We start from the raw sequence: 20351 nt of genomic DNA, 5'->3' as shown, positions 1-20351 counted from the left end.
AATGGAGTTGGAAATGAACACCTTCCTGAATCTTGTAGCCAGTAACACTATAGTAGCAGCATTGTTGTTCGGAGTATTAATGTTGCTACGCCGCCGCATTAAAAACCCGGCCGTGTATCACGTAATTCTCACATTAATCCTCGTGAAACTGATTACTCCAACGTACTGGCAACCAAGATTCGATCTACTTCCCTCAGGTCGCGTTGCGACGTCAGTCGTTCGCAAACAAGAGGTTTCATCAGAAACGAATACCACAAACAAGGTACTTCCAAAGCTGAAGTCTATTTCTCAAAATAATTATCCACGTATACCACAAGTGACATTGAAATCTCCTCACACTCAAGCCCCAACGAGTGCAGCATCCACTTCCGTCGATCTATCAATAAATAAATTCGATACGGGAAGTGAAGAAGCTGGTCGAGCCTGGTTCGCTCGGCTCACGACGGATTCAGAAATTCGGCCGGTTGCGTTGATAGGGCTCATCACCATTGTCTGGATTATTGGCATAATAGGTTGGTGTCTACTTGCTATCTGGCGAATAGTCCGTTTTCAATGGTTTCTACGACAGGCGCAGCCCGCGTCTGATAATCTGAATCAGATGGCGCAGGTTCTTGCAGCACAGATCGGTTTGAAATCAGTTCCCCGACTCCAAATGGTGAAAGGCAACTTATCACCGTTGTTGTGGTTCTGTTTTTCACGAGCGCGTATTATTTTACCAACAGATTTAATAAAGCAGCTTGACGATGCAGAGTGTGAGACACTGTTGCTTCACGAATTGGTACATTACCGTCGCGGTGATCATTGGGTGCGTCTGATCGAATTACTGGCAACCGGCATTTATTGGTGGAATCCGATCCTATGGTTAGTCCGTCGAGAAATCCGTGTTACTGAAGAACAATGCTGTGATGCCTGGGTCATCCAGACACTTCCCGAAAAACGTCGTTCGTATGCTGAAGTGCTGGTCAAAGCAATCAGCTATGTTTCACAGTCCTCTCAAATCACGGGAGCTACCGGAATCGGTTCAGCGAACATATTGGAACAGAGATTAAAACGCATCATGTGTGAATCTCTAAACGGTGTTATTTCGCGACGAGCAAAATTTGTGGTTGCAGTGATTGCTGTTGCCTTGTTGCCATTTGCTCCTACCTTGGGAGAACCATTAACTCAAACAAATGCCACTGAAAATAATGATGCGCTACCGACTCCCGAGGATATTCTTTCTGCCTATCATGACAATTTCAAAAAACTGATGCCAATCGAGATTAAATATAAGGTTCTGACATCAGAATCTGAGGCCTGTTTTAACGAAGATCGAAGAAGCCTGAAAGACGCCAAGTTTATGCTCACTCTTAACAGAACGGACCTCAAAGTGGATGGCAAGATTATGTATAACGAAGAAATGTTTCAAATGCTGATGCATGATACCATGGAGCGAGTTGAACGACTGAATCAGGCTTTGAAGCCGGATAATATCAAAAAACGGATGGCAGAGAGAATCATCGAGAACGGTTACTTTTGGTCAGATGGAAAGTCGTTTCATCGGCGTTGGCCTAAGCAGATGACCGATAAAGAAGTGGAATTAGATCCGGTTCCTGTTGTTCCTCCTGAGAATTTGAAAACACACTATCATTCAATGAACCTGGCTGCATGGTCAAAGGATAATCAACCGCCGATGCGATGCTGGTTTGGCGGTGGTAATAATCAAGCGGTTGGGCAAGGAATCATTGGAAATAATTTTAATAAAGCAGCTTCATTGAAAACAATTGCGCCATTAGGTCAAGTGAAGCTGGTTTGGAATGAGCCATTCGATTTACACAATCTAGATGCCTTCATGTCAAAATATTCCAGTTCCTATCGGGTTGTTGGACGTGCAGACTTACAGGGACGACCTACGATTCTGGTGGATGGATACTTAACCCCGCCTGGAAAAACGGGGGTTCGTGAACGAATTCGTGCCTGGGTTGACCCAAATCAAGGCTATCTGCCTCTACGAATGGAATGGGCTTATATAGACGTGGATGGAAATGTGACAAACGGGATCCATCGTCATATTGAAGTATTGGAAGTTCAACAAATCGCCGAGGCACACTATCCAATGCGAATCAAACTGCAAGAATATGTTTACGATACGAGAGTGATTGAAAAACAACACCAGGAAATACAAAAAGGTAAACCAGCTGAGGAATTATCTCCCACTCCGATGATTCCCGGCCGCACCAAAATTTGGGAAGTTACTGAATTCACACCAAACAAAGTTATTGAAGCTGCAACGATGGCACTGAAATTTCCTCAAAATACGCCATATAAAAATAACATTGATGGCAGACAATATATTTCAGGACATTCTGAACCGCTTCCTCTGCCTAAGAAGTCAATACAAGTTGGCGAGTTCGCTCCGCCATTGCAGGTCGCTAGTTGGCTTGATGGTCAATCGAGGAATTTGATTGATTTTCGCGGTAAAGTTGTGTTTCTGCTCTTCATAGATATCTCAGGCCTCTCAAATCCTTTAGATGATGAAGAACGACAGCAGGTTGACTCAATGATGAAGTATCTGAGAAAATTCCACGCAAAATATAGCGCAAAAGGAGTTGTGTTTCTGGAAATTCATCCTGCAGGAACAAATCCTGATCAGATTCGTGCATATCAGAAGGATCGACAGTGTGAGACATTGGCGGCAATTGACTCAGGAACCAAATTCGAGGATAGCCTCACTGGAAAGCAATATAATGGGACTAATATCGAGTTGGGACTTTTTTTGATCGGTCGCAATGGACGTATTGCTTTCAATCAAGATGCGTTAGAAGGAGGTGCTGGAATGAATTACTATCGATATGCAGCAAGGAATCTTTCGATCCCTTTAACGTTTGGATCAGACGTTAGTGAAGAAGAGGCGATGCGTCGGGGTATGCAGATTCTCGAGTTCATGATCAGTGAGCAAATTGATAAAGCACTCTCTGTAAAATTCTGATAAAGTACGTTCAATTTAATGAACTAAATGTTTCGGAACTGTTTTTAATTTTCTATCATAATTTAAGCGAATGTACCTTTTTAATAAGCCAAGCTCTCAACAGATCAATGAATTCATTGTATCACAAGCTCGGCTCGACTTTACTTATTCGATGGTTGGGGCCACAAAGCATGAAGACTCTCCCTCCGGATTTGTAGTCGATCATAACCGTGTTTGCCTGGGAAAAGGCAAAGCAATTTTTGAGATCGCTAAACAGTCAGTGTCTGACTGGAATCAGTTCCGATTTGACTGGATTGAACTTCATCGATTAGACACCATCACAGAGACCGATCAAACGGTCGGCGTTCTGGCACATGCATTGGGACTCTGGGTTCTCAATGCGTGTCGTGTAGTTTATGTCATTGAGGAAACAGAACCAGTTCACCGATTTGCTGTTGGCTATGGAACGCTGCCAGAACATGCTGAATCAGGTGAAGAACGATTTCAAGTGGAATGGCATCCTGAAGATGATTCCGTTTGGTATGACATCCTGGCATTCTCTCGCCCTAACCAGTTGCTGTCAAAATTGGCTTATCCTTATGTACGTAGAAAGCAGAAGCAGTTTGCGGTAGATTCGAAGCAAGCCATGAAAGATGCGATCGCCAAAGCACAAAAATAAAATTGAAAGCAATTGCGATTTCTTTTATCGATATTCTTCTTTTTTGAGCCGAAAGTTTGTAAAAGGACGCTCAGATTTACCATCTGACGTAGATTCATGAATTAGTATTCAAATGCGTATGTCATTTTGTCTGATTGATATGTTTATCAAGCCCCTTTTTATTCAAATAATCTGTAGCAATCTGATGGAGGTATACGTTTCTAATAAGAGACATATCCGTGATTGATATTGCTGCATTTCATAACGCTTGATTCAGCAAAGACATACAGATCGATCATCCTGTTGTTATTATTGCATTCAGACCTTCTTAACTCTCAGTAACAAAGTTCAGGTTGCCAGTAAACGACATCGTTTCAAAGGCACTCTTTAACTCAACCGGGCCAACTGTACTTTTTTAAAACAATTGTTGTCCGAAAAGGGGGAACCTACCGATGCGAAAAACTGGTTTTTTGCTGACATTGTTTGCGCTGACGATTTTTGCCAGTGATGCTTATGCCCAACGTGGAGGAGGCCGAGGTCCTAGAGGTGGCGGAGCCCAGCAAGGTGCCGGAGGTGGTCAACGTGGAGGTGGACAATGCCAACGGGGGCAACAGGGAGCCGGTGGTGGGAACCAAATGCGGCGTGGTGGCGGAAACCAGAACGGAGATAATGGAGTCGATGCTATCGAAGAACTCACTGAATTGATGGCTCGAATCGATCAAAACCGTGATGGTGTAATCGCACGGAATGAAGTACCCTCTCAGCTGATTCCTCGCATGACGAGTGCTGATATCAATGGAGATGGGATTCTGAATCGTCAGGAGCAATTAGCAATCGTCGATCGAGCCAGAATATTAAGTGGTCGTCCCAACGTCACTGGTTTGGGACTGACTGCAGATATCTTCACAATGTTAGATCAAAATAAAGATACTGCCGTCAGTCGTACAGAGGTTCCCAGACAACTCCAACGCCTCTTTCTAACTCTTGACTCCAATAAAGATGGTGTCGTCGATGCAGAAGAACAAAAGGCGGCCCTCTATCGCATCAAAGGCAGACTCAATCCAGAAAAACCCAAAGTTCGGGTTCCTGCGACATAAAATTGTTGTGCGTTAAAAAATAGTGCCAGGAGCCGATTTAAGACTTTCATGGTGTACTTCCTTGGGGCGACCGATCTTCGTTTTCCGAGAGCGATAATCCAGGTCGCTTCACCGGTCAACAAGAAGTTCCTGGCACTTTTTTTGGCAATCGTTTCGGTCGAAAATTCATATGGATCGATTTCGGGAAAATCAGTCGATTATGTGAATTATCTTTTAAAAGTGAGCTTTAACGCATTTCATTTTGTAGACCAACAATTACAAAATTTTTCCTGTTCGCAATGAATTCCAGGTCTTCTCAAACCAAGTCCTCTCAAACATGAACAGTAAGTGTCTTATGTGGCTTTATTACGCTAGTAGGACACATGGCCTCTCTATCGAAACCAAAAATTTGACTTCTTTCTGATCATTCGAATCGCAACTCAAAAGTGAATGAAAATATCTATAAAATCTATTTTCATTTTCAACTTACCTCACTTTGATGTCCGAATTCTGCCAGTCTCCTGTTTGTATGAAGCATATAGTTAGCATTAACTAACCAACAAATTCGTACTAAGTAAAGGAGCTCAAAATGCGAATGAATTCAAGTCTGATTACGGTAACTGTTCTCGCTGGCCTAGTGGCTTTACCATTGCTGAAGGGAGATGAACCAGCATCTAAAAGCAACTTAGCGACAACGAAAGCAGGTTTGAAATATCAACCTGTGGGTAAAGGTATTCGCTGGCTGGTAAAAAAAGATGCATTTCTGAAAACTTTGGTTGAACGCGATAACTATGGTAATGCTGATGTGGAAGTTGCAGAACTATACCTTCCTAAAGTTCCTCAATCAGAGCAGGCTGTACAGGGTCTGGAACATGTCCATAAAAGTACTGAAATTTTTTATGTCATTTCTGGTAAACTCGGCCATACTGTCAATGGAAAAGAATACGTGATCGAACCCGGTCAAGTAGGAATTGTTCACGCCGGAGAGAAAATCATACACTCGGTAGTCGGCGATGAGCCAGTGAAAGCTATCGTGATTTGGGTACCCGGTGGTGAAGCTGATAATTTAAAGTATAATATGGGTTTTAAAGAACAACCAATTGGCAGTCTCCTGAATGATTGAGCCAGACAAGCCGGACAATCCAATCGGGCGACACTGAGGTTAGACCGATGAACGAGGAAGATATTTGGTATTTAGCCTACCAAAGTCGTGACCAACGATTTGACGGTGTATTCTTCCTCGGTGTGAAGTCGACTTCGATTTATTGTCGTCCGATTTGTCCTGCTAAAACGCCAAAACGAGAGAATGTTCGATTCTTTTTGACAGCCACAGCTGCGGAACGCGAGGGATTTCGTGCCTGTAAGCGCTGTAAACCCGAGTTGGCTCCACTCCATTTTCAATCCGCTGATATTCCAGAGCAAATCCGGCGCGCTCTCCATTTGATAGAAAACGGATTTCTTGACGAAGCATGCATTGATTCACTCGCGCAACAACTGGGAATTACAGCGCGACATCTCAGGCGGCAATTCACTCGTCATCTGGGAATCTCACCAAAGTCATGGGCACAAACTCGAAGGTTACACCTGGCGAAACAATTAATTGAGCAGACTTCACTCCCACTCACGCGAATCGCCTTTGATGCGGGATTTCAAAGTATCAGAACTTTCAATGCTCATATTAAAAAAGATTTTGGCTCCACTCCCACTCAAATTCGCAACAAGGCAAGCAAAGAATCTGGTATCTGGTCAAACATTCGATTGAAAATCACCTATCGCCCGCCCTATCCCTGGCATCAAGTCTGCCAACTTCTCAAAAATGAGTTATTAGAGAATGTCGAAACACTTGAGGATCATGTTTATTCAAAACTAATGAAAATTGAAGATGAAATACTGCTTCTGAAGGTTCGACATCTTACGCTGGAGCACTGTTTTGAATTATCAGTCTCTTATCAATCATTACCTGGTTGCAACATCCGTGATTTAGTCACTCAAACTCGACTGTTTACAGATGTAGCTGCAAATCCATTACTTCTTCAACAGCATTTTACCAATTCCACTTTCGAAAAGCGTTTTCAAGAAGGAGTACGTTTGGTAGGAACACTTTCTCCTTTTCAGATGTCAGTCCGATCCATTTTACAACAGTCAATGAAAGCCGAATTGGCAACGAAATTGATGCGCGCGATGTGTGAAAAGATTGAGTTGAACTCTCTACCTTGTTCCCGTTTGTCTTTTGTCTTTCCCCACGCAGAGCACTTGTTGGAACGAATCAGAGATCTGGATATACCTCCTGAGCAATTTGGACAAATTCAAAATCTTTGTCTTGCAATAATTAATCAAAAAATGAATCTTTCACCCGTCTCGGATCCTTTCAGGCTACAAAATGATTTGATCTCTCTAGTCGGATTGAGCCCCAAAATCGCAACCTATATCGCAATACGCTCGACCGGTTATCCTGACCTCTCATTCAATCGATCGGATTCTTTCCGTCCCTGGAGTTCCTATGCATTTTTGGCTCAACATGGATTTCTATAAGAACCAGTTCTCACACAATGAACGCCAAAATAAAGGTGCTTGAATACAATGACCGGGAGTTGATTCTCTCATTAAGAGAGCCGACCTTGAGTCAGAAGCTCATCAATAAAGGAGGAAACATTCGCTAAATCAGGTGGCTCAGAGCGAAACGCAACATGACCGTCAGGCCGAATCACAAACAGTGTCGGATCAATGACACCAAGCCGCGCGTGTACGTCACCATCAATGTCGTACAACCAGTGATCCATCATAGGTGATAGTGAAAGTGTATCGGGTGGTAGTGTCGTTGAGATAATCCAAAATGAACCGCCTATTGGCTGCATGGCCATTTCGAATTCGCCTCTCTCGGGAATATCTGATTGATCAGCACTCATCCATAACAGGACATGCCCTTCAGTCTGGCTAAGCTGATTCAGTCTAAGCTCAGTCTTGTCTCCTCTCATTTCAAGAGGGCCGGCGTCAGGCATACGATCACCTGGGAGAACCCCGAGCCACTTTTGTCGTGCTTCGCGACCCGCAGAATGATATCCACTCACTATGGGACTGTCACGGTAATGAAATTCTAATTCGGATTCATCAAGGGCAATCTGATTTTGACCACGTGACGAACAGAGTATGGCGCAAAAGGTCCGTTTCACACGCTCGACAGCTGCTGGATCATTGGGAACATCTCTCAGTTCTTCTGCAGCGTCTCCTGTTGCAGCCACTGCAGCAGCAACAGGTCTGCGTTCAAGTTCATAGCTATCGAGTAAATTCTCGTTGGCTTTCCCATTTGCGACAAGTGCTAATTTCCATCCCAAGTTAAAAGAGTCCTGGATTCCCGTATTCATCCCATGCCCTTCAATAGGACTGCATGCATGGGCGGCATCACCGGCAAGCAATACACGATTAGAACGGTAATGGCCACTCAATTGACAATGCGCGTGGTATAACATCGGCTGATCAGGTTCGACCAGTGATGCACCGGGAGAGAGTTGATCAAGGCCCTGATTAATACTTTCAAGAATCTCTGCTGACTCTGTATTATCTTCAGCACGAAAATAAACCCGCCATCGCCCCTCGGGAAGTGGGACCGGATTTAGTGCAGGATTTTCCAGTTGAATCGCCGCCAAATCAGGTTCATGCTGCCAATTCTTCAGATGACCATCGATGACTCCCCATTGGACCGGATAACGGTGCCCGGCGATTTCGATACCAATCGCTTCGCGCACTCTGCTATGAATGCCATCTGCGCCCACTAACCAATCAGAAGTCACAGTATGTTCTATTCCATCTGTGGACCGCAAAGAAGCTTTTACCTCTGTTTCAGTTTGTTCTATTTTACTCAGTTCCCATCCTCGGGTAACGGCTCCCCCCAGTTCAATTAAATGATTTGTTAGAATGTCCTCGGTTTCATTCTCAGAGAGGTTAAGGTCATAGGGATGGCGGCAATCTAAACTATCAAACTTGACTGTCGCAATTTTCTGCCCGTAAGCAAAAAGATTGAAGCCACGCATAATGTGTCCACGTTCCAGGAACGACCCAAGAACACCCATCGATTCCAAGACCTCTAACGAACGACTGTGAATAACGGTAGCACGATCCAAAGGTAGCGGTTCTGGCCGACGGTCAACCAACAGGCAATCGATCTGCCTTCTGGCCAATTCGACTGCCAGTGATAAACCAGTTGGTCCTGCTCCTACAATGAGCACGCGATTTTTCTGAGGAAGTGATATTTCTGTATTCACAGTTCGGAATTCCGATTCAAAGGCTTAACAAGCTTAATTTATAGCGTGAGTCTAATTTCATATTCAAAGTATTCAATTATCTGTATTGTTAAGACTATGTCGTATGTTCACAATAGAGGACTCATAATTTTATATGCCCCTGTTTCCATAAAGCATCGATTCTTGCATGCAAGAAAAGAGCCTTTTAAGATAAATTTATCATAAATCATTACAAACACATTGCGAAACTCCTCTGATGAAAGTCTTTCAATGAAATTTATTCTGTTTTCTGTCTGCGTAATATTTATTCTACTTGGATCATTGATAAAGCCTGCCGAAGCACAACAACGAACGAATCAGTTGGAACAACAACTCAAACAGGCTGATCTCGGACAATTGGCAAAGGAAGCGCGACGTCGTGGAAATCCCAAGCGGGGTGCTTTGGTGTTTTATAAGTCGGTCGCCGCTTGTATTAAATGTCATGAAAGCGGAAAGGATTCGTCTCCCCTGGGACCTGACCTGACAAAGACTGACAAAGAACTGACCGATGAATATCTGATCGAATCCATTCTCTTTCCTTCAAAAAAGATCAAAAAGGGATTCGAAACGGTCACAATTATCACAGATGAGGGAAAACTAGTCTCCGGGCTGGTTGCCCAGGATCGAAAAGATTCGCTGGTATTACGCGATGCCGCAAATCTGGAAAAAGAAATCATCGTTCCTAAGAACGAGATCGATGAAAAAACAATCGGCAAGAAATCCATGATGCCCGAAGGGTTAGTTGGAACGCTGAAAAATCAGGGAGAGTTTTACGATTTAGCCAGCTATGTCTTCAACGTGGCCCGTGGTGGTGCAAAACGCGCTGCTGAACTGAAACCATCGGCTGAAGAATTGATCGTCAAAGATGACACTAAAAATCTGGACCATGCAGGTATCCTGCGTCGCATGAAGGAACGTGATTTTGAAGCAGGAGAACGCATCTATCACGGTTTGTGTAAAAACTGTCATGGGGTGGATGGTAATAAACCCTCGCTGCCTACAGCACGTGCATTTGGTACTCAGCCACTGAAATTTGGTGCAGACCCGTACAGAATGTTTCTTACACTCTCCAAAGGCAATGGCTTGATGGGGCCGATGCAGCATCTCAGCCCCAAAGAACGCTATCAGGTTGTGCATTTTATTCGTGAAGAGTTTATGGAACCAGACAACCCGGCTTACAAGGAAGTGACTCCCGAATATCTGAAGAGTCTGCCCAAAGGAGCGGGATCGGGTGAATTTGATCTCAATATTGAACGCGACTTTGGGCCGGCGCTCGCCTCTCAACTGGGGCGCATCACAACCAGTGCCTTGACAGTAAAACTGGACGATGAAACGACCATTTCATACGATCTGCATTCAATGAATCAAACGGGCATCTGGAAAGGTGGCTTTCTCAATTTAAAAGCGACACAACATATCCGAGGCCGCGGTGAAGGTGTTCCACACCCAGAGGGTGATGTTTTGGATGAATTAGCTGGCTGGCAGTGGGGCCATGGTGGCTCTCTAGATTACTCTAAAAAAAATCTGCTACCGCGTGGGCCGCTACCTCAAAAATGGCTTGACTACCGGGGACATTATCTGCACGGCAATCAACTGGTGCTCTCTTACAAAATTGATGATCGTGAAATTCTCGAATTGCCCCATGCGGTTGCCGAAGAAACAGCAATACGTCATACGTTACGCATCGGACCAGGAAAGGCATTAGTTCTGGCAACAGCTACACCAGAGAATAGCGAATCACGTTTCTCTGGTATATTGGCCGGTAATGTAAAACGTCCCAATCTGAAACAGGGCTCTGCTGCAAAGACGATCGCCATCAGCGGTGGTTCACAAGGGAATCAACTCGGTCACTTTACCGCATCTGCTGTGATGGGTGATGCGGGTGGGATTACCTGGAACGTCGATCAAAAACAACGGTTAGTATTGAATATTCCTGCTGATAATAAGTCGCGCATCGTCGATATCATTTGCTTTGCCGGAACAGGCGTTGACGATTTAGAATCTCTACAAGAATTTGTGGAACAAACCGACGATCCAGTCGATCCAAAATCATTGATCAGTGGAGGGCCAGCCAACTGGTCTAAAGTTTTAAACACAGTCGGTTATCCTGGTTTAGAACGCGGCGCTTATGCGCTTGACACGCTCAGTATTCCTGAATCGACCCCCTGGAACACGTGGTTTCGTACTTCGGCACTCGATTTCTTTCCTGATGGCCGCATGGTCATTTCTACTCATGGTGGTGATATCTGGATTGTTTCCGGAATTGATCAGGATTTATTAAACCTCAAATGGAAACGTTTTGCTGGCGGCCTGTATGAACCGTTTGGTGTGAAAGTGGTAGACGGCACTATCTATGTCACCTGTAAAGATCGGCTAACACGTCTGCACGATCTGAACAACGATGGTGAAGCCGACTTCTATGAAAGTTTTTCAGCTGATACCGATGTCTCTCGATTTTTCCATGCTTTCAATTTCGATTTACACACCGATACTGAAGGTAATTTTTATTACGCGAAATGCGGCCAGTATACTAGCTATGCATTGCCGGGTGCGGTGATCAAGGTCTCTCCGGACGGAAAACAGCGAGAAGTATATTGCACAGGATTTCGCACACCAAACGGAATGGGAATTTTACCTGACAATCGCATGACCGTCAGCGACAATCAGGGAAGTTGGATGCCTGCTTCCAAAATCAGCCTGGTGAAACCGGGTGGTTTTTATGGTTATGTGCAAACTCACTCGGGTGGAAAGAATTGGGCACCGGATGGGGGGCGGATTGATCATCGCAAAGTGGTTCCGCCGAAAACATTCGACCAACCGATCATCTGGATGCCTCAAAGTTTTGACAATTCCTCAGGCGGTCAGTTGTGGATCGATGACCCGCGGTGGGGGCCACTCTCGGGTCGGTTACTCCATACCAGCTTCGGCAAAGGCTGGCTCTATTATTTAATGTTACAAGATTTGAAGGATGTCAGTCAGGCGGCAATCATCAAATTACCTTTTGATTTTAGCACTGGTATTCACAGGGCACGTGTGAATCCAGCAGACGGACAAGTTTATGCGGTCGGGCTGGATGGCTGGAACGGTGGCGGCCGACGAGGGCTACTCGACCAGGGTGTGCAACGTCTGCGCTATACAGGCAAACCACTTTCGATGGTGACAGACTGCCAGGTTGAACCTGATGGATTGCGGATTCATTTCAATTTTCCGCTCGACCCTCAATCGGCAGCCAATCTCGAGTCTTATCTCGCCGAACATTGGAATTACCACTGGCGTCCTGCCTATGGATCGGATATGTTTTCTCCCACAACAGATCGACCAGGCAAAGAAAAGATGAACTTGACAAAAGCAACACTTTCCGAGGATGGCAAAAGTGTGAAATTAACAGTGCCCAATCTCAAACCCGTGAATCAGGTTCATTTAAAACTCAATTTGAAAGATGATCAGGGTGATCCATTTCGTGAAGAAATCTACTGGACGATCAACAGCATTCCGAAAGGTGAATGAGTTTACGTTTCGATTACTCTCACTTTTCCCTCACCACATTAACTTTAAGACTTTTTTACTACCACGAAATACGCGAAACTCACGAACTTTTTAAATAGCTAAGTCCGCTAGCGAGTCTTTGATATTTTTCCAATGAAATTTGTTTTTTGTGATCCCTATATTCACTGTTTGCGTTTCAGACTCAAGAACATACATCGCCATCGATACTATTCTGAATGAGGTACTGAGCTACAGTGAAAAGCAACGAACCTATTGCAGCTGAAATCACTAAAAACGAAGGAGGGTTCAGAGTATTTCGACTGAAGAAAAGTTATCGCAATCAGGGAGTTTGTTTTCTGACCTTCTTCGTATTCGCTGGTATTGGCTCTGCATACGGCATATGGATTGATGCACCACTTGACCGAAGATTATACGGTGCTGCTTTTATGTTAATATTTTTTTCATTCTTGTCCGTTGCTTCTCTCTGGATGATTCTCGCTTACAAATACGAATCTCTGACAATTCAACATAAAAAGATTACTCATCAGGGTATGATCTTTAAAAAAGAGATCGACCTATCCAATGTCAAACAGGTCCACTGGAAATTGGGCAATAAAGGAGGTATTACACTAAAGAGCCTAACGGATAAAATTTCAATCAATCTCGATAACTTTGAGCACGACGAACGGCTCTGGCTGATTCGCTACTTTCAGAGTACTTTACCTGAACCTGTTCAACAAAATTGGAATCTGTTCTGTTCGAAAATTGCACTACCACTTCGGGACCACAATCCTGATAAAATTCCAACACCCGGACCCGATGAACTATTAATTACACGCAAAAGATGGGCTAAGATCTTGGTCCCTATCATTTTAGTCACTACTATTTTGGGACTTATCACAGCCTGGAAGTTACAATCGCCTCGTTTTCTGCTTGCGCCAGCTACATCAATTATGATCTCACTGATATTCTGTTTTATGGTTCCGAAGCAGGGTTTCGTCGTCCGTTCTGATAAACACGACAGACAATTGGTTCATTTTCTTGGTTGGTGGTTTACAGTAGGAGCAATCGTTTTTTTTATCTTCAAACTGACTGAATTTCCCGAACCACAGAATAAAATAGCTGTTTATTGCTCGTTGTTCGTCTGGACGATGGTTTATCTCGTACAATTATATCGCTCAAGTCAAGCTATCCGGCAAAGAGACTTGGAAATTGCAAAAGTAGCGGTTCATAAGTGGAAGGAAGAGAAAGGTCGTGACCCAACTTCAATTTAACGTTGTGATGGACGACCCTACTTCTGAATCAGCCCTACATGCTCATGCGATTTCTTTGCAAAGCCTGCTATTTTTTCTGCTGTGACAGCACCATATTTGATCATGGGGCGTTCTACTCCAAAGTAGGAAAGCATGGCAACGTAATAGCTGATGGTAACGGAAATGATCGCCAAAATGACTCCCAATAATAGCGGATAGTTGGATGTAATCTCCGGACTCACAAATAAGAGCAGGCTATAGGCGAGCCAATACAAAATGATGAAGTGATAGATATAAAAAGAATAGGAGAATCGCCCGAGCTTTCTGACGATCTCGAAGTCTAAAATACGGCTCAGAAAGAGGTTTGTTTTTTCATCAGCAAGAATGGCAACGATCAACGCGGCAAATATTGTCTCGATTAGTACGGCACAAAACAGATTGCTGCTGGAAAATAACGATCGGGAACATAACAAGCAAGCAACGCTCATAATAAACATGGTGCTCCTGGCACCCTGCTTCACATATAAATTTAGCTTTTCAATAACGATTGGTATCAACAGCCCGACATAGAATACAAAACCATATAGAAAATACAAATTTCCAAAAGGCATTATACCAGCCATGAAACCGACTATGACTAGGAGGAAGAGGAATATCAGATTTAACTTTGTCCCCACATTACGATTAACCAAATACGCAAAAGGAAAAAGTAAGGACATGATTAGTTCGACTTTTAAAGTCCATGCGACCTGATTGAGATTGGTTTCCAGTAATGCGTAATTTGCCATCGCGTTTTCAAATGTAATATCAGTTTGATACCACGCCTGAAACCAGACCGAGGTATTGGGAAACTTGATGTAAGTATGAAACAAAGCGATCGAAAAAATGATAAATGTAAGGCAGACGATATATGCTGGGTAGATTCGAAATATCCGTTTAATATAAAACGCAACATTTGATCTGATATTGTTGGATTTACGATCAAGAGACAAACCTAACACATAGCCACTCAAAACAAAAAAAATCGTGACAGCCGCCCCGCCGTTGAATGGTACTAATAACAGCCTTGTGAGAAATGCCTGTGAACCCTGCGTCTCCAAAAGGTTGGTAGTCCAGATCATCCCATTTTGATCGACTGCAAACACAATCAAACAATGGCTGACAGCAACCATCAGAGCGGCGATACCACGCAGTGATTCCAGTTTTGTGATAAACATCAACTAATACCTGTCACAGTAGCTGTCACATCAAAAGGGTTCGTCAAAAATAGCAGGTGTGTACTCAAGAGTGTAAACGGTCGTTAGGGGCATTTACAAACAGAAAAAATGTTTACGAATCGGTTTCCAGGTACATTATCTGCATATTAATACCCGTTTTCATAAGCAAAGTCTCACAGCAAATGAATATAGATCATCTTTGCCCGGGCTTTTTCCCCATTCACCATTTGAATCGAATCAACAGCTAAGGACTTGATTCAACGAATACGAGAAACAGAAATATAAGCATCACAGAACATAATATATAGCCGATAGTCATTTTCTTTCGCTGCTCAGAGTTCAGATCATAGGAGCCCATTAGAATCTTAGTCAGCAGAGCCAGTGAATAGAATTGCAATGGAAAAAAGAGCACTCCCAAGAAAGCCGACTTATAAGCACGATTTACCATTGCATCTATCTCTGAAGTGGATTCTACTTCAAGCACATCAAGGTTGTGCTCCTCTTCATCATCCCCCCATTCGTCTTTCTCATCTTTGCTTTCTCCTTCGAAGCCCTCTGCAATTTTCCAATCTTCTTCGGTAATCGTCACTGGCTCGTGATCATCGAGAACTTCAAACGCACGTTCTACATCAGACTCGGCCACCTGCACTTTGATTCCACCCAGCGCGTTTCCAAGATACCAGGCCATGCCCACCGCTTCCGTATCCGATAGAAACACAGGAATTCCTTCGGCATCTAGCAAGTTGCGAACCAAGCTCGCTTCTGTCGGCGTATTCAACGTGGCGACTGTGACTAAATCATCTGACATGACAGGTTCCCTGGCTGCTTCATCAGAAGCGGAGAGATTCACAATAGACTTTTGTTATACTTTATTATTCGCATCACTGACACTTTTATTAATACAGAATTACGTTTTCTTAATGATGTGACTATTTAGGTGTAACAAATCAATTTTGTCTTTCCTTCTGTGGGTGATACCTTCGGCCATAATGAGCTAACAGTCTTGCCTTCGATGATTCTTTTTTCTCTTGCGGTAAATAGAAACTTGAAAAAACCAGATTTAATCAGTCACTGGCTTTTTTTAAACGGTCGCGGGTGGCTTTCCAGGCGGCTTTGCTGCTTCGTTTTCGAAAGTCAGGGATTTCTGTCAGTGGCCAGTTCTTGTCTGGGGTATGTGCCTGTTTCATAATCTGAACTGCTTGTTGAACTTTTTCGGGATGCTTGGCTGAAAGATCTGTTGATTCCCCTGGGTCACTTTTCAGGTCGTAAAGTTCTACTTTGGCGTTTGGTCCGTTTTTGACTGCTTTCCATTTTCCAAACCGACAGGCCTGAATCGGTTTTTGCTCATGCAATTCCCAATAGAAATAATCTCGCTGCGGTGCCTCGCCCCCTTTCAAGAAGGCAACCAGAGATTTTCCATCAGTTCGTTCATTTTCTTTCAACTCGAATCCGGCCAGCTCAGCTGCTGTAGGCAATATATCCCAAAATGCCCATGGCTGATCAGACACACGGCCTGCAGGAACGGTACCAGGCCACCATGCTATGGCTGCCTGACGCAGAGCCCCTTCATAAAGCCCCCGCTTGAAGCCTCGTAATCCATTACTGGCTTGATTGAATAGAGAGCCCATTTTGCTTTTGGTGCTGAAGGATGAGCCGTTGTCACCACTAAACAAAACCAGTGTGTTTTCTGCAATGCCTAACTCTTTTAACGTTGACATCAGTTCGCCCATGTCGCTATCCATGCGAGTGACCTGAGCGGCATATGCTTTTTGAGAGTTGGACCAGGGTTTGTTAACATATTGCCCTAAATCATTAATCTCATGCCGACCGTGTGGCAGCGTCAACGCATAAAACAGAAAAAACGGCTGGGAACGATGCTTGCGTATCCAATTGATCGCATCTTCTTGGATGAGCTCTTGTGAATACGTCTTACCGATACTCTTACCATCGTTACCTGCAAGGAGTATTTTTTCATGGTCATTGTATAGATAGCGGGGAAAGTACGAATGTGCTTCACGTTGGCAATTATATCCAAAGAAGTGATCAAAACCTTGTTTTAACGGATCACCGGTGGTATCGAAAAAACCCATGCCCCATTTGCCAACGCAAGCGGTTTGATAACCGGCTGACTTGAGCACTTCAGCAATCGTTGTCGCTTCCGCAGGAAGTGGCAATTGACCTTCTGGCGGGACTTCAAAATTGCCTCGAATCGGACAGTGACCACTGTGCAACCCGGTAATCAACGAACTCCGACTGGGGGCACAAACAGTGGTACCACAATACGCACTCAGATAGCGTGTTCCCTGCTCTGCCATTCGATCCAAATTTGGCGTCGCAATTAGTTTTTGTCCATAACAGCCCAAATCGCCTTGCGCCACATCATCGCTGAGCACAAAGATGATATTTGGTGGCGCTGCCTTAACAGGACCGAGCATCAATAGTGGGATACATGAGAATAGGAGTCGAAACAACCATTTGTTAGCAGACATCAACATGACCTTTTGACTTAAAAGAAAATAGATAGAAATCCTTTATTCTATTCCATTCTTTCAAAAATCAATCGCAATGTCGAGCAATAAATGTTACGAAGTATTTAAGGGACCCTTACTATCTGAGTTCCTACAAGAACCGAATTACAGATCACTATGAAAGCCACTTAATGTTCGAAAAAGAATGAAGCTGTTGACTTCACTATTGACGTGTAAATTCCGACTCCTTACTTTGCATATTCTGACGTTCTCAAGCTTTTTTGTTTACATCTGGTAACTCAATTGACTCTTTTGTTCTCTGATCTGGAAGCTGCATTGGACCAAATTCCTACTTCCCTCAAAAGGTTGGCAAGACAGCCGTGAAGTCAGGCTCCAATATGAAAAAGAATTATACTGAAAACTTTCATAATGGTCCCGGGGGTTGGCATGGCTTTCAAGATAACTTTGTGGGACCGAAAGCACTTGAGTACAAAGATCGAAGCATCACTTCATATGGACCGTGGTGGATTGACTATAATCACGCACCACCTCATGGGGCCGGTTATCTGTCACTTTTATGTGGCATCATGACACGTGGTCCACTCAATGAAGCATTAAAAGAAAGTGGAGGCTCCAATCGTTTCATTGAACAGAACTTCTCTACTGATTTCACAAACGCTGAATTCAGAATTCGACTCCGCGGGGAATTACTGTCGCGTGGCTCACAAGTTGTCCTGCTCATACAGAGTCAACAAAAGGAAATCTGCTCTGGTTGGATGCTTACAGGCCAGCCCATTAAAGTGCAAAAAACATGGACAGAACATTCACTTAGACTGACTCCTGATGCTTCGCAATGGACAAGTCTCGGCACGCGGCCAGATCGAGCGGACATGTATGGCGAATTACCATTAGAAGATGTACTGGCGAACGTAAACGTGAATCTGTTTCTCGTTTTATTCCCGCTTGATGTGCGTCCTATGGGAGATCCAGGCGGTGACCCTGATCTACTTCGCCCGGGTCGTGACTATCGCGTCTGGCAAGCTTATCTACCCGAAGGGTATGTCGTTGTGGATTCAGTCAGTCTTGCTTTGACCTCTTGAACATCAAACTTTGATTTGTTTTATCTCTTTATTTCATCCTAAGGCAGAAATCAAATGACGACCCTTGTTGTTGGCGCCACAGGTGCGACCGGACGACTCCTTGTTGAACAGTTACTTCAACGAGGAGAGAACGTGAAAGCCATTGTACGAACAACTGATTTACTCAAAGATGTTGTCAAGAATCAGGACGGTTTTTCAGAAGTACAGGCAAGTATTCTCGAACTGACAGACGCTGAAATTGTAGAACATGTTAAAGACTGTCGTGCCGTTGTTTCCTGTCTGGGTCATAATTTGACATTCAAGGGGATTTACGGACAACCACGTTTGTTGGTGACAGAAGCGACACGCCGTTTGTGCGAAGCCATTCAAGCTACACACCCGGAAAAACCGGTCAAATTTGTACTCATGAATACAACGGGAAACATTAACCGAGATCTCGCTGAATCTGTTTCATTAGCTCAACATTGTGTGTTGTGGCTTTTACGCCTACTCCTGCCTCCCCATGTCGATAACGAAAAGGCCGCAGACTATTTACGTACAAAGATTGGCCAGAACTGTGAGGCTATCGAATGGACAGCGGTTCGACCAGACAATTTAACGAATGAAGCTGCAGTGACCGAATACGAGCTTCACCCATCACCAACGCGAAGCGCTATCTTCAATGCTGGCAAAACCAGCAGAATTAACGTCGGGCATTTTATGACTGAACTGGTGACAGACAACGAAGTATGGAACAAATGGAAGGGACAAATGCCCGTCATCTATAATCAGGAAAATGAGAATATGAAATAGATCATCCTGTTCCAGATCACCTCGACATTTCGAATTGAACTCCCTAAAACGCATCAATCTTCGCTGTTCTCGAGTCGCCTTTCAATGTAGCATGATTTAAGTCAAGCAAGAATAGATCTAGTACATTCACGCCCCAATGAATTGAAAATTCAAGTAACAAGGTTGATATAATGTCTCGAAACAGAACGATTCGTTTTAGTCTTTTCATGATGAGTGTATGCCTGATCGCTTCACCCGTTGTGGCTCAGGAAAAGCAGTATGCCCGGATGCCCTGGCATCTTGTTGACCTGTGGTGGGATGTTGGAGACAACGTTCCCTTCGAAAGTTACAGTATCGATGTTTCGATCAGCGATGATATTTCCCCTACGAAGAATGTCTACATCGCTCCGATTGGTCTCGGTCATCTCAACAAGACACCCTTTTATGGTGGAATCCAGACACAGTCCGACGGCTATACGAAACACAATCAGCAACTTCGCAAGATTGGACCTGGTTTTCTGATGTCTATGTGGGGTGAGCGAAGCATTGACGCAATTCGTCCCTCACTTGGTGGGTACTACCAAAGCTCCGGTCACGAGGGCGATTTTGTAAGCATTCGCCGTCCCTTCAAATGGACCAAGGGAACCTTTACCTACAAAATCGTTCGTATGGACAAGGAGATCATCAACAACAAGCCTTATACATGGGTTGGTGCATTTGTTTATTCTCACGAGAAAGATGAGAATATTTTTATTGGTGCACTCCGATTCCATGGTCATGACCTGATGCTCTCACCCAAAATTGCAAGCTTTGTTGAAGTCTATGGTCAACGCAAACCTGTTGCCGAAATCCCCAAGCTCACAGTCACGTTTGGCAATCTTCGCGTGAACGGAAAGAGTGCCACCGTCAAATCTGTCGAAGCGATCTACCCACCCAATGTACCAGATTACGCAGATGCGGAAAGCAATGACGGTTCAGTGGTGATTGAAGTAGGCCATCCAGTTGAAGGACGCACGACACGTCGTGAGAAACTAGAGCTGAATCGCAAACAATCCATATAAACAAACAGGACTAGTCCACTTATTTTCACGGAGAGAG

Annotated in this window: 14 protein-coding genes; 10 read left to right on the top strand and 4 right to left on the bottom strand. The window is 44.1% G+C overall.

Features of this window, described 5'->3' with window-relative positions; translation table 11 throughout:
* Positions 1–13: 13 nt before the first annotated feature.
* The 5 genes from V202x_RS18335 (at position 14) to V202x_RS18315 (ending at position 7213) form a co-directional block, all read left to right on the top strand.
* On the top strand, positions 14–2968 hold the full coding sequence (locus tag V202x_RS18335; RefSeq protein ID WP_197992951.1) for a M56 family metallopeptidase: 2955 nt from the start codon (positions 14–16) through the stop codon (positions 2966–2968).
* 70 nt (positions 2969–3038) lie between these two features.
* On the top strand, positions 3039–3626 hold the full coding sequence (locus V202x_RS18330; protein WP_145178026.1) for a DUF1990 family protein: 588 nt from the start codon (positions 3039–3041) through the stop codon (positions 3624–3626).
* A gap of 431 nt (positions 3627–4057) precedes the next feature.
* Positions 4058–4702 (top strand): EF-hand domain-containing protein, encoded by a 645-nt coding sequence (locus tag V202x_RS18325; RefSeq protein ID WP_145178024.1) that lies wholly within the window; start codon positions 4058–4060, stop codon positions 4700–4702.
* Positions 4703–5270: 568 nt separating this feature from the next.
* Positions 5271–5804, top strand: coding sequence for a cupin domain-containing protein (locus tag V202x_RS18320; protein WP_145178022.1), 534 nt, complete (start codon positions 5271–5273; stop codon positions 5802–5804).
* A gap of 47 nt (positions 5805–5851) precedes the next feature.
* The gene (locus V202x_RS18315; protein WP_145178020.1) at positions 5852–7213 is read left to right on the top strand and encodes a DNA-3-methyladenine glycosylase 2 family protein; all 1362 of its coding nucleotides are present in this window, start codon (positions 5852–5854) and stop codon (positions 7211–7213) included.
* A gap of 71 nt (positions 7214–7284) precedes the next feature.
* Here the strand turns inward: V202x_RS18315 and V202x_RS18310 are convergent, their stop codons facing one another.
* Positions 7285–8940 carry an FAD-dependent monooxygenase gene (locus tag V202x_RS18310; protein WP_145178018.1) on the bottom strand — a complete coding sequence of 552 codons (1656 nt, stop codon included), beginning with the start codon at positions 8938–8940 and terminating at the stop codon, positions 7285–7287.
* 249 nt (positions 8941–9189) lie between these two features.
* Here V202x_RS18310 and V202x_RS18305 point away from each other — a divergent pair, with 249 nt between their 5' ends.
* Together V202x_RS18305 and V202x_RS18300 are read left to right on the top strand one after the other, a co-directional pair.
* Positions 9190–12465 (top strand): DUF6797 domain-containing protein, encoded by a 3276-nt coding sequence (locus V202x_RS18305; protein ID WP_145178016.1) that lies wholly within the window; start codon positions 9190–9192, stop codon positions 12463–12465.
* 233 nt (positions 12466–12698) lie between these two features.
* Entirely contained in the window at positions 12699–13718 is a 1020-nt protein-coding gene (locus V202x_RS18300) for a hypothetical protein (protein WP_145178014.1), read from the top strand.
* A 17-nt stretch (positions 13719–13735) separates the two neighbouring features.
* On the opposite strand, the gene V202x_RS18295 is transcribed toward V202x_RS18300, so the two are convergent.
* From V202x_RS18295 to V202x_RS18285, 3 genes are all read right to left on the bottom strand, one after another.
* A complete protein-coding gene (locus V202x_RS18295; protein ID WP_145178012.1) occupies positions 13736–14914 on the bottom strand; it encodes an acyltransferase family protein in 1179 nt (392 codons plus the stop codon).
* A gap of 244 nt (positions 14915–15158) precedes the next feature.
* The gene (locus tag V202x_RS18290) at positions 15159–15722 is read right to left on the bottom strand and encodes a DUF2007 domain-containing protein (RefSeq protein WP_145178010.1); all 564 of its coding nucleotides are present in this window, start codon (positions 15720–15722) and stop codon (positions 15159–15161) included.
* A gap of 256 nt (positions 15723–15978) precedes the next feature.
* The gene (locus V202x_RS18285; RefSeq protein WP_232098561.1) at positions 15979–17403 is read right to left on the bottom strand and encodes an arylsulfatase; all 1425 of its coding nucleotides are present in this window, start codon (positions 17401–17403) and stop codon (positions 15979–15981) included.
* 377 nt (positions 17404–17780) lie between these two features.
* On the opposite strand from V202x_RS18285, the gene V202x_RS18280 reads away from it, so the two are divergent.
* The 3 genes from V202x_RS18280 to V202x_RS18270 all read left to right on the top strand — a co-directional run bounded on the left by V202x_RS18280 (position 17781) and on the right by V202x_RS18270 (position 20314).
* Entirely contained in the window at positions 17781–18482 is a 702-nt protein-coding gene (locus V202x_RS18280) for a hypothetical protein (protein WP_145178006.1), read from the top strand.
* A gap of 54 nt (positions 18483–18536) precedes the next feature.
* Complete coding sequence (locus tag V202x_RS18275) at positions 18537–19274, top strand: NAD(P)-dependent oxidoreductase (RefSeq protein ID WP_145178004.1); 738 nt, start codon at positions 18537–18539, stop codon at positions 19272–19274.
* Between the two features lie 170 nt (positions 19275–19444).
* Complete coding sequence (locus tag V202x_RS18270; protein WP_145178002.1) at positions 19445–20314, top strand: DUF3472 domain-containing protein; 870 nt, start codon at positions 19445–19447, stop codon at positions 20312–20314.
* Positions 20315–20351 lie beyond the last annotated feature (37 nt).

The organism is Gimesia aquarii (assembly GCF_007748175.1).
GTDB lineage: Bacteria > Planctomycetota > Planctomycetia > Planctomycetales > Planctomycetaceae > Gimesia > Gimesia aquarii_A.
The sequence above is the reverse complement of the archived record's forward strand: the minus strand, read 5'-3'. Positions and strand labels throughout refer to the sequence as shown.